This window comes from Rhodococcus sp. P4_F5 (genome assembly GCF_056401315.1).
On sequence record NZ_JBFUJP010000031.1, the window covers coordinates 15,649 to 36,090 of the forward strand.

A 20,442-nucleotide genomic window follows, 5' to 3' on the forward strand; every position below is an offset into this window, starting at 1 on the left:
GGCGGCCAGCAGTTCCGTGCGGAGCGCGATGAGGACAGGCGAATCGTTCCAGCTGGACCGCGACTGTGCGCGGATCAGCGTATGGGAGCGGCGACCGATCGGTGACGAAACGTGGAAATTGTTCTGTTAAACGGTGATTCGCCGTGCGTAGTGCCGCGGCGCCAAGTGGTCGGTGTGATGCGGCTACGCCCGGACGGACTGCGCGGGCGCTTGCGGATCCAGCTGTGCACCACCACGAGCATCACCAGGATCGACCCCGGCCAGTAGGGGGACGCATGACGAGGGCCGCCCGGGAAGTTGTCTCGGGCGGCCCTCGGTTCGTCATTCGGCTATGAGCCCACACTTTCGAGTAGGTCGAGGATGTACATCAAGGCCGGCGCCAGTGGGGTCACAACGGCTTTGAGGGCTTCCGTTTCGGCTGCCGTGGATCCGGACGGCGGGCACAGATCACCACCGCACACGTCCGTGACGGGCAGGCCGGCTGCGGCGGTGCCGGTTCCTGCGACGATGCCGCCGGTGAGCAGTGCGGTGGCCGCGAGGACCGACGCGAGACGTCGGACCGCGGGGCGGGTCGGTGAGGACATGGGTCTCCGTTCTCAGGCGAATTCGGGATGCGGGCGGGGCGGGGAGGGTGATCGCCCGGCCATGCTGTGGCCATCGTATGGATGGCCGGCGTGCCCTGTCGGTAAATGTGAAAACTGTTGTGTCTAATGATATTTTGCCGATCAGGAGCCGGATGCAGGGCGGGGTGTCGACTGAGAACCATGACCATCATCGTCATGGTCGCGACCGATCCGGGCGCCTTGCTCCGCATCGACGACGAGGGCCGCCCGGGAAGCTGTCTCGGGCGGCCCGCGTTCGTCATTCGGCTAGTGAGCCTGTGTTATTGAAAACGGATTTGTAGACAGACAGCAACGGCACCAGCACCGGGTTGAGAACGGCTGAAATTGCCAGTTCCGCGGATCCGGGTGGCCGTTCGGGGCCGCAGCCGGGACCGCCGCACACGTCCGTGACGGGCAGGCTGGCTGCGGCGGTGCCGGTTCCTGCGACGATGCCGCCGGTGAGCAGTGCGGTGGCCGCGAGGGCAGACGCGAGACGTCGGACCGCGGGGCGGGTCGGTGAGGACATGGGTCTCCGTTCCTAGGGCGAATTCGGGATGCAAGCCGGGGCGGGAGATTGATCCTCCGGCCATGCTGTGGCCATCGTATGGATGACCGTCCTGCCTGGACGGCAATTGTGAAAACTGTTGTGTCTAATGGTATTTAGACGACAGAAGCCGGAGCTGGCTGGGTCAGCTCTCGAACGGGCCCCTGTGGAGGCTGCCGAAGGAGGTGGTCATCAGGGGTCAGTCCAGGGCGCCCAGCCCGGTGAGGTCGATACCGACGCCGGTGTAGGTCACCCCGTCCTCCATGGAGGGCCTGCCGCGGAAATCGTTCCACTGGTAGGTGATCTCGAAGACCACGGTGGCGCCGGTTTCGGCGGAGACAGGCCAGCCGGCGCTCGACACCTGCATTCCCCCGGGGTCGGTTCGCCCGGCGCCGTCGTATGTCGCGGGCACACGGATCGGGGTGACCGCCTCGGTGGTCCGAGTGCCGTCCGCGCCGGTGTAGGTGAGCTTCGCCGTGTCCGGGACGTAGAACATGAGCTGCTCGCGTTCGATGATTCTGGCGACCTGCCGGGCCGGCCCTGCCGTAGCGGAGATCGTCGTCCTGAAGGTGATCTTGTCGCCCGCGTAGCCCGAGTTGGGGCCGATGACCTCCCGGGTTACCGATACGTTCTCCGCGGTGCGTGTCGCGGTGCGTGTCGCGGTGGGGATCAGGCCGGGATGATTCGGGACGCCGAGGCCGAAGTCCGAGGAGCCGAAGTCCGAGGAGCCGATGGCGCCCGCGGTGCCGGCGCCGGCGCGCAGGCCGGAGGCGAGCAGACCAGTGGCGGCCGAGGCTGTGACGAGGCGGCGGGCCGTCGGGCGGGTGAGCAGGGGCGGGCGGGGCATCGGCTCTCCTGTCGGCAGCGGAAGGACGTGGGGTTCCGGTCGGGCTGAGGAGTGGAAGGCGTGGGCACAAACAGACCGCCTGGTCCACACCGGCCGTGTGCGCATCATCCTGTGGACGGATTTCCGACGTGGTGGACGAATGGAGGAATCGCGCGGCCGCACGACCGGCCGGTTGTCGGGGTGTGCTCTCGACCGTCGGTCAGGAAACCGCCCGTTCGGCAGACACAACGAGGGCCGGGGCATGCAGCGGTGCCCCGGCCCTCGTGCATCGCATCCTCGGGACACTTCGTCCGGCCGCGGCGAGGCGGTGGAGCAGTTGCGAGAGGCGGTCCGCCCTGAATGAATGAGGCAGCGCCCTACCGTTCAATCTTGTTGTGGATCATGGCATTTCAATGCCCAGTGGTTCAGCTGCCGGACCGTTGGCCGATGAACTCGAATGCGTCGAACAGCCGCGACACGCAGTACTGCTCGCAACCGGCGAGGGCGCCCATCGTGGTCCAGCCGACGGTGCCGAGTCCGGTGACGTCGAGGGCGACGCCGGTGTCGAGTCGCGTGGTGGGGAACATCGTGAGGTTGACGACGTTGTTGTCGGTCCATCGGTAGGTGATCTCGTAGACCAGTGTGGCGCCGGACTCGGAGGAGATCGGCCAACCGGGACCCGAGGCCGCCAGGGAGTCGAGACCGTTTGCCGAGGTGGTCCTGATCGGGGTGACGGTCTCGGTCGTCCGGGTGCCGTCRGCGGCGGTGTAGGTGACCTTCGCGCTGTCGGGGACGTAGACCTGGAAGCGGCTGGGCAGATCGGCTATCCGGGTGACCAGACGGTCCGGTGCCGCCGTCGCGGCGACGGTGGTGCGGTAGGTCACGGTGTCGCCGGGCAGGCCCGTGTTGTCGCCGATCACTTCCCGGGTGGCGGAGACGTTCTCGACCGTGCGGGTGGCTGTGCGGGGAAGGTCGGGATTGTTGCTCGAGGACCCGGTGGCAGCCACCAGGTCGGTGGATCCGGCCGTCAGGTCGGAGGATCCGGCGGTGAGGTCGGAGGATCCGGTGGCCTCGCCGAGAAGGATCGCAGACCCGGTGGCCCCCGAGGTGCCGGCGCCGGCGGCGAGTCCACCGGCGAGCAGCGCGGCGGTGGCCACCGCCGCGGTGAGGCGGCGCAGGCCGGGGCGGACCATAGCTGTTGACGAGAGGGGCACGGGTCTCCAATCGAGGGCAGGTGACGCGGGATCCGCGCCGAGGTTCCTCGGAATCGCATGCCCCCGAACATGTTCGGGACATCCTATGGACGATGGTCAAGCCTTGGTGGCAGAACGAACGAACGGGATCTCGAAGGGCGGACTATGTGCGGGCCCCTCAGCGCTCGGATACGCCAGAAGGCCGGGGCACCTTGCGGTGCCCCGGCCTTCTGGGTGTTGCTACCTACGACGCGTCAGGCGTTGGGACGCTTGCCGTGGTTGGCCTTGTTGCCCTTACGGCTGCGCTTCTTGCGACCACGCTTACCCATGGTTGTCTCCTTCCCTCAGATCTCGCTCCGGGACATTCTCCCACGTGTGGTTGGCTGTACTTCACTGACGGTCGATACAAGCGAGGTGCTCGATGGCGGAAGATGTGCGTGCGGAGATGGTTTCCACCGTCTACCAGGTCGTTGTCGCCGAAGGCGACGAGGTGAAGGAGGGTGACACTCTCGTGATCCTGGAGTCGATGAAGATGGAGATTCCGGTGCTCGCGGAGGTGCCGGGCACGGTCACCTCGCTCGGCGTGACGGTGGGCGACGTGATCCAGCAGGGCGACCTGATCGCCGTCATCTCCTGACCCGACGCGCACTCGACGATGTCTACTCTCAGTGACCTGCTGGCCGAGCACACCGACCTGCCCGGCGAGGCGGTGGACCACCTGCAGCGGGTGGTAGGGGAGTGGCAACTGCTGGCCGACCTTTCCTTCGCAGACGTATTGCTCTGGGTCGCCACCGACCGGGACGACCCGGACGCGCCCGGCGTGGGTGAGGTGGTGTGCGTCGCGCAGTGCCGGCCGACCACCGCGCCGACCGCCTTCGCGGAGGACGCCGTCGGTTCGGTGGTCTCGGACGACGAGCACCCACACGTGCGCAAGGCCTTCGAGGAGTGGCGGATCGTCCGCGTCGACGACGACCCCGCCGCGGAGGGGACCCCGGTTCGCCGCGAGGCCGTGCCGGTCCGCTGCGCCGGCGAGGTCATCGCCGTCCTGAGCCGCGACACCAACCCCACTCAGAAGCGGCAGTCCAGCCCGCTCGAGGTCGCCTACCTCGACTGCGCGGGGGAACTGTGCCAGATGATCAGCGAGGGCACGTTCCCGACGCCCGAGGAGCACAGCGAGATCCTGTCGAGTCCGCGGGCGGGTGACGGGTTCATCCGGCTCGACACCGACGGGACGGTCATCTACGCCAGCCCGAACGCGCTGTCCGCGTACCACCGGATGGGGCTGACCACGACGAGCCTCAAGAGCCGCGACCTGCCGGCGGTGATGCGGACGCTGATCACCGACCCGTTCGACGCCCAGTACATCGCCGACGACATCCGCGGCGCGCTCGAGGGCAAGGCCGGCAAGCGGATGGAGGTGGAGGCGCGGGGCGCCACCGTGTTGCTGCGCACCCTGGTGCTGCGCCCGGGCGGGCAGCCGTCGGGTGCGGTGGTGCTGATCCGCGACGTCACGGAGGTCAAGCGCCGGGACCGGGCGTTGCTGAGCAAGGACGCCACCATCCGCGAGATCCACCACCGGGTGAAGAACAACCTGCAGACGGTGGCGGCGCTGCTGCGGCTGCAGGCCAGGCGCACCAACAACGAGGAGGCCCGTCAGGCACTGAGCGAGTCGGTCCGCAGGGTCAGTTCGATCGCGCTGGTGCACGACACGCTGTCGATGTCGGTCGACGAGGAGGTCAACCTCGACGAGGTCGTCGACCGGCTCACCCCGATCATGGCCGACGTCGCGGTGGTGGGGAGCCCCGTGCAGATCCGACGGGAGGGCAGCTTCGGCGTCTTCCCGGCCGAGCGGGCCACCCCGCTGGTGATGGTGCTGACGGAACTGGTCCAGAACGCCATCGAGCACGCCTTCGACCCGGGGGTGCCCGGGACGGTGACGATGATCGTGCGGCGTTCGGCCCGCTGGCTGGACGTGGTCATCCACGACGACGGGAAGGGCCTGCCGCCGGGGTTCAGCCTGGAAGGCTCCGACCGGCTGGGGCTGCAGATCGTCCGCACCCTGGTGTCGGCGGAACTGGGTGGATCGGTGGGCCTGGAACCGGCCGAGGGCAGCGGCACGGACGCGTCGCTGCGGGTGCCGTTGGGTCGACGCGCCGGCCGGTCCTGAGCGAGCGGCCCCGGCCGAGGAACGGCGACGGCTGAGCCACCCGGACGGCAGGTCCCCGGAGACGACTTAGGCCCGGCACCACCAGGTGCCGGGCCCATTCGTATACTGCTGGTCAGACCGCGCTGCGTGCCCGGGTGCGCGCGTTGCGACGCTTGAGGGCGCGACGCTCGTCCTCGCCCATGCCGCCCCAGACGCCCGCGTCCTGGCCGGACTCGAGGGCCCAGGACAGGCAGTCGGCGGTCACGGGGCAGCGGTTGCACACCAGCTTGGCGTCCGCGATCTGCGCGATGGCCGGGCCACTGTTTCCCACGGGGAAGAACAGTTCCGGGTCCTCGTCGCGACAGATTGCATTGTGGCGCCAGTCCATGGCTCTGCTCCTTTACACGGGTGCGTTCGGCACCGCTTCGTTTCGTATCGCATCGTTCATGCGCTCGGTGGACATTGTTTCCACGCTGTTGCTTGTGAATGCTTTCACGAACACGCTGGAAGTCAATAGAATTTGACCACTCCGTGGGGTAACTCACTCTACGTTTGCCGCAGCTGTGGTGTGCGTTACTTTCTACCCCGCGCGAGGCGGTAATGCACTAGTAGCGTAGAATTTCCTTTGAACTTTGTCCGGCCGGACGGTCCGTCAGGCCCGGCTGGGCGCAATCTCGTCACGCTCGGCTGGGGGCAATGACCGTCAGGGCGTCCGGCACCGAGACGAACTCCACTTCGCTGCGCATCCCGATGAAGTCGCCGTCCATCTGCAGGCCGATCGGCGCGGTCGCGACGATTCGTACCCGGGGCACGTTGTCGGTCCGAAAAAGCTTGCGGGACTTCGGTTGTGAGCCCGGGGTCAGCATCTGCCGGATCAGTCGCAGGGTGGTCGTGACGCTCGTCGTCCGCATCGCGAAGACGCCGAGACCGGTCTCGAACGCGGTCTCCGGGTTGACCCGGACCGGCCGCGCATTCAGGTAAGTCCAGGGACTCGAATTGGACACGAAGGCGTAGTGCACGCCGTCGACCGGTTCGTGCCCCGGGGTGTGCACCGTCAACGTCGGCTCGAGCCGGCGGTTGCGCAGGAAGGCGCGGAGGGCGGTGCGGACATACCGGCCCGGCGTCGCCGTGTGCCCATTGGCGCGGCTCGCGTCGATGGCCTCGCACACCTGCGCGTCGAATCCCATTCCGGCATTGAAGGTGAACCAGCGGCCGTCACAGTGGCCGAGCCCGACGCGTCGACGCTCCCGCAGTTCGAGCAGTTCGATCAGCTGGTTCGTCGCGACCACCGGGTCGGCGTCGATGCCGAGGGAACGGGCGAACACATTCGCGGACCCGCCCGGCACGACGGCGACCAGCGGCGTCGGCCCGAAGGTCACCGCGCTCATGGTGTCGGGTTCCGGTGCGCCGAGAAGGCCGTTGATCACCTCGTTCACGGTCCCGTCGCCGCCGTGCACGATGATCAGCCGGACGCCCTCGAGGGATGCCCGCCGCGCGAGCTCCGCGGCGTGACCGCGATGTGTGGTCGTCACCACCCGGACCTCGACCCGGCTCGACAGCGCATGCGCGAGCAGGTCGCGGGCCGCGGGAGTGGTGGAAGTCGCATTGGGGTTGACGATCAGCAGCGCACGCACGGGTAGCAACCCTAGCCCGGCTAGGCTGGCCGCGTGTCCGAGCAACCGTCGTCCGTCTCACCCGTCCTGCCGAACACCGTCCGTTGGGCGGGTGTGCTGGTGACCCTGGAGGGGGTCGTCGCGCTGGTACTGGCCGCGATCCTGGTCGTGCGCGGCCTGCAGGGACACGACCAGAGCATCGCCAGCAGCTACGGCACCGCCGCCTGGGCGGGCATCCTCGGCGGTGGCGTGACCGCCGGCGGCATCGCGCTGCTGCGGGGGCACCGCTGGGGTCGCTCCCTCGCCGTGCTCGCCCAGCTGCTGCTGCTGCCGGTGGTGTGGTCGCTGATGACCGGCTCCGGCCAGCCGGTCTACGGCACCCTGCTGGGCCTCGTGGTGGTGCCCGCACTGCTGCTGTTGTTCAGCGGCCCGACCAGCCGCTGGATGGCCGCGGCGTACGGGGTCGACGAGGAGTTCGGAGAGAAGGACGCCGACTAGCGTCCGCCGAGCGCCGCGAGCGGGGCGCCGGAGAGCCGGTAGGTGGTCCACTCGTCCTGCGGCTGCGCGCCGAGCGAGTCGTAGAACTCGATCGACGGCGTGTTCCACTTCAGCACCGCCCAGCTCATCCGCGAGTAGCCGCGGTCCACGCACTCGCGCGCCAGGGCCGTCAGCAGCGCCTTGCCGTGCCCGGCGCCGCGGAACTCGGGCAGCACGAACAGGTCCTCGAGGTAGATCCCGTGCACGCCGTCCCAGGTGGAGAAGTTCAGGAACCACAGCGCCAGGCCGACCACCCTGCCCGACTCCTCGGCGACGTGGCAGAACGCCGCGGGCGTGTCGCCGAACAGCGCCGTGGCGATCTGCTCCTCGGTGACCGTGCACTCGTGCCGGGCCTTCTCGTACTCGGCGAGGTCGTAGATCAGGCCGGTCACGGCCGTGACGTCGTCGGGGGTGGCCCGCCGGATCATGTGTTGCCTGCTTTCTTCTCGGGTGGCCGGTTTCTGTTCGGTTGCCGGGTCAGGTGAGGTTGTGGGAGACGACCTGCTGGACGCCGTGTTCGAAACCGAGCACGGAGACCGCGCCGGGGAACATGCCGAACCGGTTGCCGGCCGCGACCGGCAGGCCCGCCCAGCGCGCCAGCAGGGCGCGGGAGAAGTGGCCGTGCCCGACCAGGACCACGTCCCGGTCGTCGAGTCGTGAGAGCGCGATGGCCAGCACCATGTCGGCCCGGGCAGCCACGGTGTCGGCGGGCTCGCCGCCCGGGCACGGGTGGGTCCAGACGGTCCACTGCGGGACCTGCTCGCGGATCTGCGGCGTCGTCAGGCCCTCGTACTGCCCGTAGTCCCACTCGGCCAGCGCGTCCCACTCGCGGGCGTCGAGACCGGCGAGTTCCGCCGTCCGTACGGACCGCTGCCGGGGGCTGGAGAGCACCAGCGGGTCACGCAGGCCGAGCGCGGCCACCCGCGCCCCCGCGCGCCGGGCCTGCTCCTGGCCGGCGGTGGTCATCGGGACGTCGGTGCGGCCGGTGTGGCGGCCGGTGCGCGACCACTCCGTCTCGCCGTGYCGGAGCAGGACGATGCGGGGCTCGGCGACGGTCATGGACTCGATGATGCCAGGGCCGTGAGGTGCCAGCGCTCGCCACCCGGCGTGAATTGCGCAAAGATCACAGCCGTGACAACTGTGCTCGCTGTGGCGAATCAAAAGGGTGGGGTCGCCAAGACGACCACGGTGGCGTCTCTGGGGGCGGCTTTGGCCGCGCTCGGACGCAAGGTCTTGGTGGTCGACCTCGACCCGCAGGGCTGCCTGACCTTCTCGTTGGGGCACAACCCCGACCGGTTGGAGTCGTCGGTGCACGACGTGCTGACCGGCGAGGTGTCCCTGCGTGAGGTGATCCTGCCGACCTCCGAAGGGCTGTCGCTGGCGCCCGCGACCATCGACCTGGCCGGCGCGGAGGCGGTGCTGCTGATGCGCCCGGGGCGGGAGTTCGCGCTCAAGCGCGCCATCGCGACGCTGGACGGCGATTTCGACACCGTGCTGATCGACTGCCCGCCGTCCCTCGGCGTGCTCACCCTCAACGGCCTGACCGCGGCGGACGCCGTGCTGGTGCCGTTGCAGTGCGAGACGCTGGCGCACCGCGGCGTCGGACAGCTGCTGCGGACGGTCAGTGAGGTCCAGCAGATCACCAACCCGAACCTGCAGCTGCTCGGTGCCCTGCCGACCCTGTACGACGCGCGCACCACCCACAGCCGGGACGTGCTCTCCGACGTCGCGGACCGCTACGAGCTGCCGGTCCTGGCGCCGCCGATCCCACGGACCGTGAAGTTCGCGGAGGCGACGGCCTCCGGGGCGACGGTACTGGCCGGCCGAAAGTCCAAGGGGGCGCAGGCTTATCGCGAGTTGGCCCGGCAGTTGACGGCACACTGGGACACGGGCGCGGCGCTGGAGACGTTCAACCCGGCGGGCTAGCCGGCAATCCGGCTCAGCTCAGTTCAGCTCTGCTCAGTGCAGCGCGACGACCTCGTCGCCGCGCTGCTCGAGGAGCATCGACCCGAGCGCGGCGGACCCGATCGGTTCGCCCGCGCCGGTGGGTGCGGGCGAGCGGTCCACCGGGATGCGGTGGATCTGGGCGCCGGTGGCGGAGTCGAGCACGGCGACGGCGTCGGCCACCGGCACCAGGATCTGGCCGGCCATCGCGGTGCCGGGGCCGAGGGCTCCGTCGAACGTCCAGGTCGGCGTCAAATCTGTTGTGCGCAAAGCAATCACGCGTGAACCGGTCCACCATGTGAAGGTGGATCCAACCTTGACGGCCACAGCCGTGGGGGAGACCTCGCCGGCGACCGGGAACTGGTCCACGATCGCGCCGGTGCCGTCGTAGACCCCGATCCGTCCGCCGCTGCCGGGAGCCGAGGCCGGCCCCGGGGGCAGGTACAGCGCGGTGCGGTCGCCGGAGACCGCGATCACCCGGACGCCCTCGCCGGCGTCGTCGAGCAGGGTGGTGCCGTACTCCTCGGGCTCGGTGTTGTCCTTGGGGGCCGGGTTCTGCACGCTCAGCCGGGCCGCCGCCTCGTCCGGGCACCGCTCGACCACCGCGAGGCGGCCGCTGCTCGAGCCGGAGGAGAGGAGCTCGCACCCGGTGCGCGGCTGTGCCTTCGGGTTCACCGGCGCGTCCACCCGCCCGTACTCGAGGGTGCGGACCAGGTCGGAACGCCACACCTCCAGCCGGGTGGAGCCGCGGGCCGTCGCGTAGGTGCCGTCCTCGGAGAGCGTCACCACGTCGTCGGCTTCGCTGTTGCGCTGGGCCTCACGGGTTCCGGTCGAGCCGTCGAGTTGGGTGACCTGGCCGCAGCCGGACCGGTCCCGGTACACCGCGACGGCGGTGTTCCAGGCCCCGATCGCGCCGCACAGCGGCATGTCCCGCCGGTAGTGCCAGATCTCGTCGCCGGTCGCGCGGTCGCGCCCGGTGACGGTGCCGTCGTCGGCGGTGACGACGGCACCGCCCGCGACGATCGGGGCGGTGGTGGCGCCGCTGGGGGCGCGCCACGCCTCGGTCAGGGACTCGGGCACGGACAGTGCCGAGTCGGCCGGGGTGGCCGGCGTCCGCGCGGTGACCGAGGTGGTACCCCGGGCATCGCTACGGAGCCAGATCACCCCGGCCGCGAGCAGCACAACGAGCGCGATCGCGCCGGCGGCCAACAGGTCGACGCGGGTGCGCCGCTCGGGTGCGAGCATCGGCAGTCGGTTACTCCGAGGCTGCGACTGCGGTGGCCGCACCCGCCGCCGCGGCGGGCTTGCGGCGACGACGCCGACGCCGCGCGGGGGCGGTGCCGTCGCCGGACGGCGCGGTGGTGTCCGTGGCCGGAGCGTCGGAAACCGCTGCGGCAGCGTTGGTCTCGTCGGTGCTGCGTCCGCCGCGGGTGCGCTTGCGGGGGTGGGCGCGACGCGGCCGCTCCGACTTCTCGGCCGTCTCGGCGGAACGCGTCGCGGTCGAGCTGGTCTCGTCGGTGGACTCGGCCTCGGCGCGCTCGGCCTTCTGCCGGCGGACCGTGCCCTTCGCGCCTGCCGGGATGGCCAGGTCCGCGTACAGGTGCTCGGAGCTGGAGTACGTCTCGACGGGGTCCGGCATGCCCAGGTTGAGGGCCTTGTCGATCAGCTGCCAGCGGGGGATGTCGTCCCAGTCGACCAGGGTGACCGCGATGCCGGTGCGGCCCGCGCGGCCGGTGCGGCCGATCCGGTGCACGTAGGTCTTCTCGTCCTCGGGGCACTGGTAGTTGATGACGTGCGTGACGTCGTCGATGTCGATGCCGCGGGCGGCCACGTCGGTGGCGACCAGGACGTCGACCTTGCCGGTGCGGAAGCCCTTGAGCGCCTTCTCGCGGGCGACCTGGCCGAGGTCGCCGTGCACGGCGCCGACCGAGAAGCCACGCTCCGCGAGGTCGTCGGCGACCTTCTGCGCGGTCCGCTTGGTGCGGGTGAAGATCATGGTGGCGCCGCGGCCCTCGGCCTGCAGCACGCGGGCGACCATCTCGGCCTTGTCCAGCGCGTGCGCGCGGTAGACGTGCTGGGTGGTGCGGTCGTGCACGGCGGAGGACTCGGGCTCCTCGGCGCGGATGTGCGTCGGCTGCGTCAGGAAGGTGCGCGCGAGGGTGATGATCGGGCCTGGCATGGTGGCCGAGAACAGCATCGTCTGACGCTTGGTGGGGACCATGCCGAGGATCCGCTCGATGTCCGGCAGGAAGCCGAGGTCGAGCATCTCGTCGGCCTCGTCGAGCACCAGGACGCCGACCTTGCCCAGGATCAGGTGGCCCTGCTTGGCCAGGTCGAGCAGGCGGCCCGGGGTGCCGACGACGACGTCGACGCCCTTCTGGAGTGCGGCGATCTGGGTCTCGTACGGGCGTCCGCCGTAGATCGAGAGCACCTCGAGCTTGCGGTCACCGGCCGCGAGGTACTTGCTCGCGTTGACCAGGTCCTCGGTGACCTGGACGCACAGCTCGCGGGTCGGCACGATGATCAGCGCGCGGGGGGTGCCGTCGAGCGTCGCGGTCCCGGTGTCGCCGGTCGCGATGCGGTGCAGCAGCGGCACGCCGAAGCCGAAGGTCTTGCCCATGCCGGTGCGGGCCTGGCCGATCAGGTCGTCGCCGGCCAGCGCGAGCGGCAGCGTCAGTTCCTGGATCGCGAAGGTGCGGTCGATGCCGATCTCGGCGAGGGCCCGGACGATCTCGTCCCGGACGCCGAGTTCGGCGAAGGTGGGGGCAATGTGCGTCTCGTCGAGCTGGGCGGACAACGTTGTTTCGGTCGCGTCGTCTTCGTGGTCGATAGTGATCTTGCTCAGGGGTCTGGCCTTCCTCGTTGGCACGCGCGCACGAGCTTGGGGGCCAGGCCGGGTGTCGGCCGATGTCGGTGCCCTCGTCCGTGAGTCGCGCTTCCTGCTGCCAGCGGGGAGATCACGGGGATCTCGGCGCGGCGCGGGAAGGGACCTCGAGATCAGGTGCGCGCACATTATCTGCGGGCCGCCGGTGAGAACTCGTCGGCCCTGTTGTGGCGGGCAACGGGCGGCTGCCCGCGTCCATGGTAACTTGCGCCACTGCCGGATCGGGTGCATGCATGGCGAATGTCACCCGCGCGTCGGGTGGCCGCGCCGCGGAATCGGCGGGCAACCGTACGTCTAGGCTGTCCGCATGGGAGCCAATTCCTCGGATTCGTTGACGCCAGCCATCGCCGCCGATCACCCGGGAGTGGGCGAACTGTTCGCCGTTCTCGCGTACGGCGAGATCTCCGCCTTCTACCGCCTCGCGGAGGACGCGCGGATGTCCCCGACACTGCAGGGCCGGGTCGCGCTCGCCCGGATGGCGGGCGCGGAGATGCGGCACTTCGAGACGCTCGAGACGACGATCACCGCCCGCGGCCACGACGTGTACGAGGCGATGGCGCCGTTCGTCACGCCGCTCGACGACTTCCACTCCGCCACCCACCCGTCGACCTGGCTCGAAGCCCTGGTCAAGGCGCATGTCGGCGACGGGATCGCCGCCGACTTCTACCGCGAGATCGCGGACTCGCTGGACCCGTCGGTGGCCGACGTGGTGCGGGAGGTGCTGGCCGAGACCGGGCACTCGGAGTTCGTGGTGCACGAGGTGAGCGCGGCCGTCGCGTCGAGCACCCAGGTCAAGGACCGGCTGATGCTCTGGGGGCGGCGCCTGCTCGGCGAGGCGATCACCCAGGCGCAGTACGTGATGGCGCAGCGCGAGGCGTTGACGGAACTGGTGATCACCGCCAGCGGCGACCTCAACGGCATCGCGGCGCTGTTCGACCGCATGCAGGAACGGCACGCCGAACGGATGGCGGTCCTCGGACTGGTCTGACCCGCACGGCCGCGCGCTGTTCGCTCTCGGCACAGCGTGGACGCCGCGTCGGGCCCGGTCGCTGCACTAGCCTGGGCAGCGGTAGTGATGGCACGAGATTTCGGAGGTTGGCCGTGGAGGTCAAGATCGGCGTTTCTGACAGCCCGCGTGAGCTCAACGTGAACAGCAGCCAGACCTCGGAAGAGGTCGAGGCGCTGGTGGCCGCCGCGTTCAGTGGCGACTCGGCCGGGATGCTCGCGCTCACCGACGACAAGGGACGCAAGTTCCTGGTCCAGGCCAGCAAGGTGGCATACGTGGAGATCGGCCCGTCCGACATCCGCAAGGTCGGGTTCGCCTCGACCAGCTAGTCGCACCGGAACGAGAAGGATCCGGACACGAAGACGGGGCGCGGACAATTCCGCGCCCCGTCTTCGTGTCCTTCGGTGTCTCGAGTGCCTAGGAGTGCAGGGGCACGTGGGACAGGCCGCCCCAGGCGAGCACGACGGTGGTGTCCACCGCCTCCTCCTTGGGGATGGGCCGGTTGGCCTGCAGCCAGTACCGGGCGGTGAACTGGCTGGTGCCGACGAGGCCGACGGCCAGGATCCGGGCCCGGTAGGGGTCCAGTCCCGAGTCGTGGCTGACCAGGTCGAAGACGGCGTCCACGCAGGCCTCGGTGGCCTGGTCGACGCGGGCGAGCACCTGCGGGTCGCCCATCAGGTCGGACTCGAACACCAGTCGGTAGCCCTGGCTGTCGTTGTCGACGAAGTCGAAGAAGGCCTGCACCGCCGCGCGCACGCGCTGCCGGTTGTCGGTGGTCGAGCGCAGGGCCTGTCGCACGCCGGAGATCAGGCTGTCGACGTAGCTCTGCAGCACCGCGAGGTAGAGCTCGAGCTTGCCGGGGAAGTGCTGGTACAGGACCGGCTTGCTGACGCCCGCACACTCGGCGATCTCGTCCATGCCTGCCGAGTGGTAGCCGCGGGCCACGAACACCTCGCTGGCCGCCTGCAGCAGCTGCAGGCGGCGGGCGTCACGCGGCAGCCGGGTGCTGCGCTTGGCAGGGGCGGCAGGCGCGGTGGAGCGATCGGACGTGGCCCGATCGGCGAGTTCAGTCATTGTGGTTCCCATCTTGCTTTGTCACCGTCGCAGCTGGTGCCGTGGTGAACTTGCTCCCTGCACCGGGTGCACAAAGTTATCGAAGACTACCCGGACGGTCTCCGGGACAACGGCGCAATGGCGCATGCTGTACGCATGAGTATTCCAGGTCCCGGACTCGGTGACCTCGACCAGTGCTCGCCGCCCTGGCCGGCCACCGAGATCGAGCTCGGCGGGAACCGGGTGAACGTGCGCCGCACTCCCGGCGGCGCGGGCGCCGAGCCGGGCCTGTACCTGCACGGTCTCGGCGGATCCTCGCTCGCCTGGACCGACCTCGCGGCGTTGTTGAGTCCGCTCCTCCACGGGCACGCGCTCGACTTTCCGGGGCACGGCTACTCCGGGCCGGCCGCCGACGGCGACTACTCGGTGGACCGGCTGGTGCTGCTGACGATCGAGTACCTCGAACGGATCGGCCCGGCGCACCTGGTGGGGAACTCGTTGGGCGGTGCGGTCGCGGTCCGGGTCGCCGGTCGTCGGCCGGATCTCGTACGCACGCTGACACTGATCTCGCCCGCCTTCCCGGACCTGCGGCCGCAGCCGCGACGGCTGGCCTACCTGCCGCTGTCGCTGCCCGCCGTTCCGGTCCTCGGCGGCTGGGCGGCGGGGCTGATGGCGCGGGTGCCGGCGGAGCAGCAGGTGCGGGCCGAGATCGCCGCGGTGTGGGGCGGCGACCCGTCCGGCATCGACCCGGTGCGGCTCGGTCAGGACGTGACGTTGGCCGAGGACCGGGCCGCCATGTCGTGGTCGGCGGTGGCGGTCGCCCGCACCTTCACCTCGTTGCTGCACAGCTGGACGGCAGGTCGTGGCCGCCACTGGGGCGCGGCCCGGGCGGTGCTCGCACCGGCCCTGGTGATCTGGGGCGAGGCCGATCGACTGGTCGGGGTGGGGCTCGCGCGCCGGGTCGCCGAGGCGATCCCCGGCGGCCGATTGCGGGTGCTGGAGGGGGTCGGGCACATGGCTCAACGGGAGGCGCCGGTCGAGTCCGCGGCTGCCATTGCGGACCTGCTCCGCGGTGCCGCGGAGCGGGCCGGATCCGGCGCGCCGGATGGCGTCGGCGGCGGTCTGTGAGATTCTGGCTGGGTGACTGATCGAGGTGGACCGCGGCTGCGGGGCAGCATCCCGCTTGGTCCAGGCGACGGTGGCGACCCGGACGAGGACCGCGACGAGGGCTGGAATCCGGACGACTCCGACGCCAGGCGGGTGGGCTCGCACCAGCCGTTGCGGGCCCAGTGGGACCCCACCAGCCGCGACGTCGGACGGCCCCGGACCCCCCGCCCGGAACGCCAGGCACGCAAGCAGAGCAAGCTCGGGAAGTTCGTCGCCGTGTACGGGTGGCGTGCCTACGCGATCCCGATCCTGCTGGTGGTCACGGTGCTGGTGCTTGTCGACGCGGTCCGCGGCGGCGTCGTCACCGACCAGACCGCGACCGTCGACCCCGGCTTCGGCGCGCGCAGCACCAGCACCGAGGGCACCGACGTGATCGGGGTGCCGCCGAAGGCCGACGGCAACTTCGCGGAGTCGATCCCGTCCGGTTCGCTGCCCGAGGGCGGCCCGTTCACGGTGACCGGCGCGGGCACCTGGCACGTGGTGCCGGGCACCCGAGACCAGGTCGGCCACGGCGCGGAAGAGGTCTTCACCTACACGGTCGAGGTCGAGGACGGCGTCGACACCGCCGGTTTCGGTGGTGACGAGTCCTTCGGACGGATGGTCGACGAGACCCTGTCCAACCCGAAGAGCTGGACCCACGACCAGCGGTTCGCCTTCCGTCGCATCGACAGCGGGGAACCCACCTTCCGGATCTCGCTGACCTCGCAGATGTCGATCCGGGAGGCCTGCGGGTACGACATCCAGCTCGAGGTGTCCTGCTACAACCCGGGCATCAACCGGGTGGTGCTCAACGAGCCGCGCTGGGTCCGTGGCGCCGTGGGCTTCCAGGGCGACATCGGCTCGTACCGCCAGTACCAGATCAACCACGAGGTCGGGCACGCCGTCGGCTACCAGCAGCACCAGCCGTGCGAGGCGGACGGCGGTCTCGCGCCGGTGATGATGCAGCAGACCTTCGGCACCTCCAACAACGACATCGCGAAGCTGGACCCGGAGGGCGTCGTCCCGATGGACGGCAAGACCTGCCGCTTCAACCCCTGGCCGTATCCGAGGGGCTAGTGGTCAGCTGCCGGCGTCGTGCACCCACGGCGCCAGCTGCTCGCGCTCCTCGGCGGTGAGCCGGCGCAGGCTCTGGGTGTACGGGTCGCCCAGCGCGAGCTGGGTGGTGGCCCGGACCGCGGGCCGCGAGTCGGCGGCCGCGCCGGCCGCACGCACCTCGTACCGGATGGTCAGGTCCACGGTGCGCACCCGTTCGAGCCACATCGTCACCGACAGCGGGCTGTCGTGGTGGGTCAGCGGGGTGCGGTAGCGCACGTCGAGGTGCGCGACCACGGAGTTCTGCAGCATCGCCGCGACCTCCGGGTCCACGCCGCGCAGCCAGTCGATTCGCGACTCCTCGAGCAAGGTCACCATGCGGGCGTGGTTGACGTGCTGGAAGACGTCCATGTCGGACCACCGCACCGGGACCTCGGCGGTGTAGCTGGTCGGGGTGTGGCCGGCGGTCATCGTGCTCCTCATGGTTTGTACTGGGGCGGACTTCGGGTGCGGCTAGACGGTAGCCGCGGACGCCGCGTTCCGTGGAAGAGTGGGATCGTGCGAGGCGTTGCACCTGCAGGGGTGCGCGCCGACCTCAGTCAGTGCCGCCGCCGAATGCGCTCCGCCGGAGAGCGCAGTACCGAGGAGCTGAAAGTGCCGTCCACCCCGTCCCCCAAGTCGCAGCCCACGCGTCGGCCGCTGCCGCCGCTGGTCGAGCCGGCCGCCGAGCTGAGCCGGGAGGAGGTCGCCCGCTACAGCCGTCACCTGATCATCCCCGACGTCGGGATGGTCGGGCAGAAACGGCTCAAGAACGCGCGCGTGCTGGTGATCGGCGCGGGCGGGCTCGGTTCGCCGGCGCTGCTGTACCTGGCGGCGGCCGGCGTGGGCACGATCGGCATCGTCGAGTTCGACGAGGTGGACGAGTCGAATCTGCAGCGCCAGGTCATCCACGGGCAGTCCGACGTCGGTCGGCCCAAGGCCGAGAGCGCCCGCGAGTCGATACTGGGGATCAACTCGAACGTCGAGGTGCGGCTGCACCAGTTCCGGCTCGAACCCGACAACGCCGTCGCGCTGTTCTCCCAGTACGACCTGATCCTCGACGGCACCGACAACTTCGCGACCCGGTACCTGGTCAACGACGCGGCCGTGCTCGCGGGCCGGCCGTACGTGTGGGGCTCGATCTACCGGTTCGAGGGACAGGCGTCGGTGTTCTGGGATGCCGCCCCGGACGGGCGCGGGCTGAACTATCGCGACCTCTACCCGGAGGCGCCGCCGCCGGGGATGGTGCCGTCGTGCGCCGAGGGCGGCGTACTCGGCGTGCTGTGCGCGTCCGTCGGTTCCATCATGGCGACCGAGGCGATCAAGCTGATCACCGGCATCGGTGAGTCGCTGCTCGGCCGGCTGATGATCTACGACGCGCTCGAGATGAGCTACCGAACCGTGCGGCTGCGCCGCGACCCGGCGCGTGAGCCGATCACCGAACTGATCGACTACGACGCCTTCTGCGGGGTCGTCTCCGAGGACGCCGCCGCCGCCGCGACCGGGTCGACGGTCACCGCGCCGGAACTGGCGGCGATGCTGGCGGCCGGCCGCGAGATCGAGCTGATCGACGTGCGCGAGCCGGTCGAGTGGGACATCGTGCACCTGCCGGGTGCGACGTTGATCCCCAAGGACCGGATCCTGTCGGGGGAGGCGCTCGCCGAGCTGCCGCAGGACCGTCCCATCGTGCTGCACTGCAAGACCGGAATTCGGTCGGCCGAGGCATTGGCCGCGCTGAAGAAGGCCGGTTTCGCCGACGCGACCCACCTGCAGGGCGGCGTGATGGCCTGGGTGAGTCAGGTGGACAGTTCGCTGCCGGTGTACTGACCCGGCCCGGGGAACGGTCCCGGCAGGGCGCGTCTACTCGGTGGCGCGGGCTGGCAACGGTAGCGTGGTCCCCGTGAGCTCTGTCGAACCCCCCGCGCACGTCCGGTCCACGTTCGGGCTTCGGGAAGTGGACCCGATTCCGCTGGGCAGTGACTGGGACGGCGGCTGGCTCTGCGACGACGTGGTGCTCTCGGCGGTGGCCGATCACGCCCGCGCCGCCTGGTCGGCGAAGGTGCGGGAGACGCTCGAGGCGGACGGGGTCCGGCTGGCGCGGCCGGTACGGGCCACCGACGGCAGGTACGTCGTGTCGGGTTGGCGCGCAGACACATTCATTCCAGGGTCGCCGGAGCCGCGGCACGACGAGGTGGTCTCGCTGTCGGTGCGCCTGCATGCGGCGACCGCGGCGCTGGAGCGGCCGCGGTTCCTGGTGCAGCCCCCGGTGGCGCCGTGGGAGGACGTCGACGTCTTCGTTGCGGCCGACCGGGCGGCCTGGGAGCAGGTGCCGCTGCGCGGGGTCAAGGGCCAGTTCGAGCCGTCGTCGGCGGACGGACGCACCAGCATCGAGCTGATCAGCCAGCTTGCGACGCTGCGCAAGCCGGTGCGCAGCCCGGACCAGTTGGTGCACGGCGACCTGTTCGGCACTGTTCTGTTCTCGGGTGCGGATGCGCCGGGCATCACCGACATCACCCCGTACTGGCGGCCCGCGGCCTGGGCCGCGGGCGTGGTCGTGGTCGATGCGCTGTCCTGGGGCGGGGCCGACGAGGAACTGATCGGCCGCTGGGAAGACCTCCCGGAGTGGCCGCAGATGCTGTTGCGTGCCTTGATCTTCCGGCTGGCGGTGCATGCACTGCACCCGAGGTCGACGTCGGAGGCGTTCCCCGGACTGCTGCGCACCGGCGACCTGATCCGGCTGATGCTCTAGTCCGTCCGTCGATCCGCCCGACCGGGTTCCTGGCCGACGCGGCGGCGTCCTACTCGGGCAGGTTCTCCGCGGCCCAGGTGGTGAGCGCGCTGAGTGCGGGTAGCAGCGCGTGCCCGGCGGGCGTGAGCCGGTAGTCCACCGCGACCGGGGGACCCGGCTCCACCGTGCGCTGGACCAGGCCGGCGCCGGTGAGTTCGGTGAGGCGCTCGGAGAGCATCGAGTCGCTGATGCCCGTGACCGCCCGCTTGAGTTCGGAGAACCCGGCCGGGCCGTTGATCAGGGTGCCCAGCAGCACGCCGTTCCAGCGCTTGCCGAGGAAGGTGAACGCCCGCGCCAGGGCCGCGTCACAGACCCGGGGCTCGTGTGTTGTCGCTGCCTCGCTCGCCATGCCGCCATCCTAGTCGAGTGCTACCGTCTGTGTAGCAACTAGTTTTTTCATAGCGACCACGGAGAAAGAAGCATCATGTCCGAGCTGATCGACGACCTCACCCCGCACGCCACCGCGCCGCTCGACGAGGCCGGCCGGGAACTGCTCTTCACGCAGGCGCGCACCGCCAACACCTTCTCCGCCGAACCGGTCACGGACGCGGAACTCGTCGGCATCTGGGAACTGGCCAAGTGGGCCCCCACGGCCGCCAACACTCAGCCGTTGCGGGTGGTGTTCGTGCGCACGGAGGAGGGCAAGGCCCGGCTGGTCCCGAACCTGGCCGAGGGCAACCGCGCCAAGGCGCAGTCGGCGCCGGTCGTCGCGGTGCTGGCGATGGACACCGAGTTCCACGAGCACATCCCGGCGCTGCTGCCGTTCCGGCCGGAACTCAAGGACGTCTACGCCGCCAACGACGGCGCCCGGACCTCCGCCGCCGAGTTCAACGCGGCCCTGCAGTCCGCGTACTTCACCCTCGCCGTTCGTGCGCAGGGCCTGGCGGCGGGCCCGATGGGCGGGTTTGACAGGGCCGGCGTCGACGCGGAGTTCTTCCCGGACGGCCGTTTCAAGTCCGTGCTGGTGGTGAACATCGGCCACCCCGGTGTCGACCCCTGGTTCGACCGGCTTCCGCGGCTGGCCAACGACGACGTCCTGGCCTGGGCGTAGCCGCGATCGTCGGTGTT

General features: G+C 70.2%; 25 protein-coding genes. 12 read left to right on the forward strand and 13 right to left on the reverse strand.

What is annotated here, in order from left to right:
• Positions 1–329 precede the first annotated feature (329 nt).
• Entirely contained in the window at positions 330–584 is a 255-nt protein-coding gene (locus AC1DU4_RS14140) for a hypothetical protein (protein ID WP_477840792.1), read from the reverse strand.
• Positions 585–764: 180 nt separating this feature from the next.
• Here AC1DU4_RS14140 and AC1DU4_RS14145 point away from each other — a divergent pair, with 180 nt between their 5' ends.
• Positions 765–890 carry a hypothetical protein gene (locus tag AC1DU4_RS14145; protein ID WP_477840794.1) on the forward strand — a complete coding sequence of 42 codons (126 nt, stop codon included), beginning with the start codon at positions 765–767 and terminating at the stop codon, positions 888–890.
• Between the two features lie 455 nt (positions 891–1,345).
• Here AC1DU4_RS14145 and AC1DU4_RS14150 read toward each other — a convergent pair whose 3' ends face one another.
• From AC1DU4_RS14150 to AC1DU4_RS14160, 3 genes are all read right to left on the reverse strand, one after another.
• On the reverse strand, positions 1,346–1,993 hold the full coding sequence (locus AC1DU4_RS14150; RefSeq protein WP_477840796.1) for a hypothetical protein: 648 nt from the start codon (positions 1,991–1,993) through the stop codon (positions 1,346–1,348).
• 404 nt (positions 1,994–2,397) lie between these two features.
• The gene (locus AC1DU4_RS14155; protein WP_477840798.1) at positions 2,398–3,165 is read right to left on the reverse strand and encodes a hypothetical protein; all 768 of its coding nucleotides are present in this window, start codon (positions 3,163–3,165) and stop codon (positions 2,398–2,400) included.
• Between the two features lie 254 nt (positions 3,166–3,419).
• Positions 3,420–3,494: a 50S ribosomal protein bL37 gene (locus tag AC1DU4_RS14160; RefSeq protein WP_095413260.1), complete on the reverse strand. Its 75-nt coding sequence runs from the start codon at positions 3,492–3,494 to the stop codon at positions 3,420–3,422.
• Positions 3,495–3,586: 92 nt separating this feature from the next.
• On the opposite strand from AC1DU4_RS14160, the gene AC1DU4_RS14165 reads away from it, so the two are divergent.
• Entirely contained in the window at positions 3,587–3,802 is a 216-nt protein-coding gene (locus AC1DU4_RS14165; RefSeq protein ID WP_477840800.1) for a biotin/lipoyl-binding carrier protein, read from the forward strand.
• 18 nt (positions 3,803–3,820) lie between these two features.
• A complete protein-coding gene (locus AC1DU4_RS14170; protein WP_477840802.1) occupies positions 3,821–5,332 on the forward strand; it encodes a sensor histidine kinase in 1,512 nt (503 codons plus the stop codon).
• Positions 5,333–5,444: 112 nt separating this feature from the next.
• On the opposite strand, the gene AC1DU4_RS14175 is transcribed toward AC1DU4_RS14170, so the two are convergent.
• Positions 5,445–5,699: a WhiB family transcriptional regulator gene (locus tag AC1DU4_RS14175; RefSeq protein WP_072843582.1), complete on the reverse strand. Its 255-nt coding sequence runs from the start codon at positions 5,697–5,699 to the stop codon at positions 5,445–5,447.
• A 289-nt stretch (positions 5,700–5,988) separates the two neighbouring features.
• Positions 5,989–6,945, reverse strand: a complete 957-nt coding sequence (locus tag AC1DU4_RS14180) for a diacylglycerol/lipid kinase family protein (RefSeq protein WP_477840804.1) — start codon at positions 6,943–6,945, stop codon at positions 5,989–5,991.
• 33 nt (positions 6,946–6,978) lie between these two features.
• On the opposite strand from AC1DU4_RS14180, the gene AC1DU4_RS14185 reads away from it, so the two are divergent.
• Positions 6,979–7,422 (forward strand): hypothetical protein, encoded by a 444-nt coding sequence (locus AC1DU4_RS14185; protein WP_477840805.1) that lies wholly within the window; start codon positions 6,979–6,981, stop codon positions 7,420–7,422.
• On the opposite strand, the gene AC1DU4_RS14190 is transcribed toward AC1DU4_RS14185, so the two are convergent.
• Complete coding sequence (locus AC1DU4_RS14190) at positions 7,419–7,889, reverse strand: N-acetyltransferase family protein (RefSeq protein WP_477840806.1); 471 nt, start codon at positions 7,887–7,889, stop codon at positions 7,419–7,421. The two genes, AC1DU4_RS14185 and AC1DU4_RS14190, sit on opposite strands and share 4 nt — an antisense overlap.
• A gap of 49 nt (positions 7,890–7,938) precedes the next feature.
• Positions 7,939–8,520: an acid phosphatase gene (locus AC1DU4_RS14195; protein WP_477840808.1), complete on the reverse strand. Its 582-nt coding sequence runs from the start codon at positions 8,518–8,520 to the stop codon at positions 7,939–7,941.
• A gap of 72 nt (positions 8,521–8,592) precedes the next feature.
• Between AC1DU4_RS14195 and AC1DU4_RS14200 the strand changes: the two genes are divergently transcribed.
• Positions 8,593–9,387 (forward strand): ParA family protein, encoded by a 795-nt coding sequence (locus AC1DU4_RS14200; protein WP_072843577.1) that lies wholly within the window; start codon positions 8,593–8,595, stop codon positions 9,385–9,387.
• Positions 9,388–9,420: 33 nt separating this feature from the next.
• Here the strand turns inward: AC1DU4_RS14200 and AC1DU4_RS14205 are convergent, their stop codons facing one another.
• Positions 9,421–10,650 carry an Rv3212 family protein gene (locus AC1DU4_RS14205; protein ID WP_477840811.1) on the reverse strand — a complete coding sequence of 410 codons (1,230 nt, stop codon included), beginning with the start codon at positions 10,648–10,650 and terminating at the stop codon, positions 9,421–9,423.
• Between the two features lie 10 nt (positions 10,651–10,660).
• Positions 10,661–12,274 carry a DEAD/DEAH box helicase gene (locus AC1DU4_RS14210; RefSeq protein ID WP_477840813.1) on the reverse strand — a complete coding sequence of 538 codons (1,614 nt, stop codon included), beginning with the start codon at positions 12,272–12,274 and terminating at the stop codon, positions 10,661–10,663.
• Positions 12,275–12,596: 322 nt separating this feature from the next.
• On the opposite strand from AC1DU4_RS14210, the gene AC1DU4_RS14215 reads away from it, so the two are divergent.
• Both AC1DU4_RS14215 and AC1DU4_RS14220 read left to right on the forward strand, forming a co-directional pair.
• On the forward strand, positions 12,597–13,277 hold the full coding sequence (locus tag AC1DU4_RS14215; RefSeq protein ID WP_477840815.1) for a ferritin-like fold-containing protein: 681 nt from the start codon (positions 12,597–12,599) through the stop codon (positions 13,275–13,277).
• A 113-nt stretch (positions 13,278–13,390) separates the two neighbouring features.
• On the forward strand, positions 13,391–13,624 hold the full coding sequence (locus AC1DU4_RS14220; protein ID WP_072843573.1) for a DUF3107 domain-containing protein: 234 nt from the start codon (positions 13,391–13,393) through the stop codon (positions 13,622–13,624).
• Positions 13,625–13,712: 88 nt separating this feature from the next.
• Here AC1DU4_RS14220 and AC1DU4_RS14225 read toward each other — a convergent pair whose 3' ends face one another.
• Positions 13,713–14,369: an HTH-type transcriptional activator FasR gene (locus AC1DU4_RS14225; protein ID WP_072843788.1), complete on the reverse strand. Its 657-nt coding sequence runs from the start codon at positions 14,367–14,369 to the stop codon at positions 13,713–13,715.
• 135 nt (positions 14,370–14,504) lie between these two features.
• Here AC1DU4_RS14225 and AC1DU4_RS14230 point away from each other — a divergent pair, with 135 nt between their 5' ends.
• Together AC1DU4_RS14230 and AC1DU4_RS14235 are read left to right on the forward strand one after the other, a co-directional pair.
• Positions 14,505–15,476, forward strand: coding sequence for an alpha/beta fold hydrolase (locus AC1DU4_RS14230; RefSeq protein ID WP_477840818.1), 972 nt, complete (start codon positions 14,505–14,507; stop codon positions 15,474–15,476).
• Between the two features lie 132 nt (positions 15,477–15,608).
• Positions 15,609–16,571, forward strand: a complete 963-nt coding sequence (locus AC1DU4_RS14235) for a DUF3152 domain-containing protein (RefSeq protein ID WP_477840858.1) — start codon at positions 15,609–15,611, stop codon at positions 16,569–16,571.
• A gap of 3 nt (positions 16,572–16,574) precedes the next feature.
• Here AC1DU4_RS14235 and AC1DU4_RS14240 read toward each other — a convergent pair whose 3' ends face one another.
• Positions 16,575–17,018 (reverse strand): acyl-CoA thioesterase, encoded by a 444-nt coding sequence (locus AC1DU4_RS14240; protein WP_477840819.1) that lies wholly within the window; start codon positions 17,016–17,018, stop codon positions 16,575–16,577.
• Between the two features lie 183 nt (positions 17,019–17,201).
• Between AC1DU4_RS14240 and moeZ the strand changes: the two genes are divergently transcribed.
• Together moeZ and AC1DU4_RS14250 are read left to right on the forward strand one after the other, a co-directional pair.
• The gene (moeZ, locus tag AC1DU4_RS14245) at positions 17,202–18,413 is read left to right on the forward strand and encodes an adenylyltransferase/sulfurtransferase MoeZ (RefSeq protein ID WP_477840821.1); all 1,212 of its coding nucleotides are present in this window, start codon (positions 17,202–17,204) and stop codon (positions 18,411–18,413) included.
• A 73-nt stretch (positions 18,414–18,486) separates the two neighbouring features.
• Entirely contained in the window at positions 18,487–19,335 is an 849-nt protein-coding gene (locus tag AC1DU4_RS14250; protein ID WP_072843785.1) for a TIGR02569 family protein, read from the forward strand.
• 49 nt (positions 19,336–19,384) lie between these two features.
• Here the strand turns inward: AC1DU4_RS14250 and AC1DU4_RS14255 are convergent, their stop codons facing one another.
• Complete coding sequence (locus AC1DU4_RS14255; protein ID WP_072843570.1) at positions 19,385–19,723, reverse strand: winged helix-turn-helix transcriptional regulator; 339 nt, start codon at positions 19,721–19,723, stop codon at positions 19,385–19,387.
• Positions 19,724–19,798: 75 nt separating this feature from the next.
• Between AC1DU4_RS14255 and AC1DU4_RS14260 the strand changes: the two genes are divergently transcribed.
• A complete protein-coding gene (locus tag AC1DU4_RS14260; protein WP_477840824.1) occupies positions 19,799–20,425 on the forward strand; it encodes a malonic semialdehyde reductase in 627 nt (208 codons plus the stop codon).
• The last annotated feature ends 17 nt before the right edge of the window (positions 20,426–20,442 follow it).

Excerpts from the sequence above, each read along its gene's own strand:
- AC1DU4_RS14215 (WP_477840815.1), top strand. The coding sequence starts at position 12,597 with ATGGGAGCCAATTCCTCGGATTCGTTGACGCCAGCCATCGCCGCCGAT.
- AC1DU4_RS14170 (WP_477840802.1), top strand. The coding sequence starts at position 3,821 with ATGTCTACTCTCAGTGACCTGCTGGCCGAGCACACCGACCTGCCCGGC.
- AC1DU4_RS14175 (WP_072843582.1), bottom strand. The coding sequence starts at position 5,699 with ATGGACTGGCGCCACAATGCAATCTGTCGCGACGAGGACCCGGAACTG.
- AC1DU4_RS14190 (WP_477840806.1), bottom strand. The coding sequence starts at position 7,889 with ATGATCCGGCGGGCCACCCCCGACGACGTCACGGCCGTGACCGGCCTG.
- AC1DU4_RS14240 (WP_477840819.1), bottom strand. The coding sequence starts at position 17,018 with ATGACCGCCGGCCACACCCCGACCAGCTACACCGCCGAGGTCCCGGTG.
- AC1DU4_RS14140 (WP_477840792.1), bottom strand. The coding sequence starts at position 584 with ATGTCCTCACCGACCCGCCCCGCGGTCCGACGTCTCGCGTCGGTCCTC.
- AC1DU4_RS14225 (WP_072843788.1), bottom strand. The coding sequence starts at position 14,369 with ATGACTGAACTCGCCGATCGGGCCACGTCCGATCGCTCCACCGCGCCT.
- AC1DU4_RS14145 (WP_477840794.1), top strand. The coding sequence starts at position 765 with ATGACCATCATCGTCATGGTCGCGACCGATCCGGGCGCCTTGCTCCGC.
- AC1DU4_RS14230 (WP_477840818.1), top strand. The coding sequence starts at position 14,505 with ATGAGTATTCCAGGTCCCGGACTCGGTGACCTCGACCAGTGCTCGCCG.
- AC1DU4_RS14205 (WP_477840811.1), bottom strand. The coding sequence starts at position 10,650 with ATGCTCGCACCCGAGCGGCGCACCCGCGTCGACCTGTTGGCCGCCGGC.
- AC1DU4_RS14150 (WP_477840796.1), bottom strand. The coding sequence starts at position 1,993 with ATGCCCCGCCCGCCCCTGCTCACCCGCCCGACGGCCCGCCGCCTCGTC.
- AC1DU4_RS14165 (WP_477840800.1), top strand. The coding sequence starts at position 3,587 with ATGGCGGAAGATGTGCGTGCGGAGATGGTTTCCACCGTCTACCAGGTC.
- AC1DU4_RS14255 (WP_072843570.1), bottom strand. The coding sequence starts at position 19,723 with ATGGCGAGCGAGGCAGCGACAACACACGAGCCCCGGGTCTGTGACGCG.
- AC1DU4_RS14260 (WP_477840824.1), top strand. The coding sequence starts at position 19,799 with ATGTCCGAGCTGATCGACGACCTCACCCCGCACGCCACCGCGCCGCTC.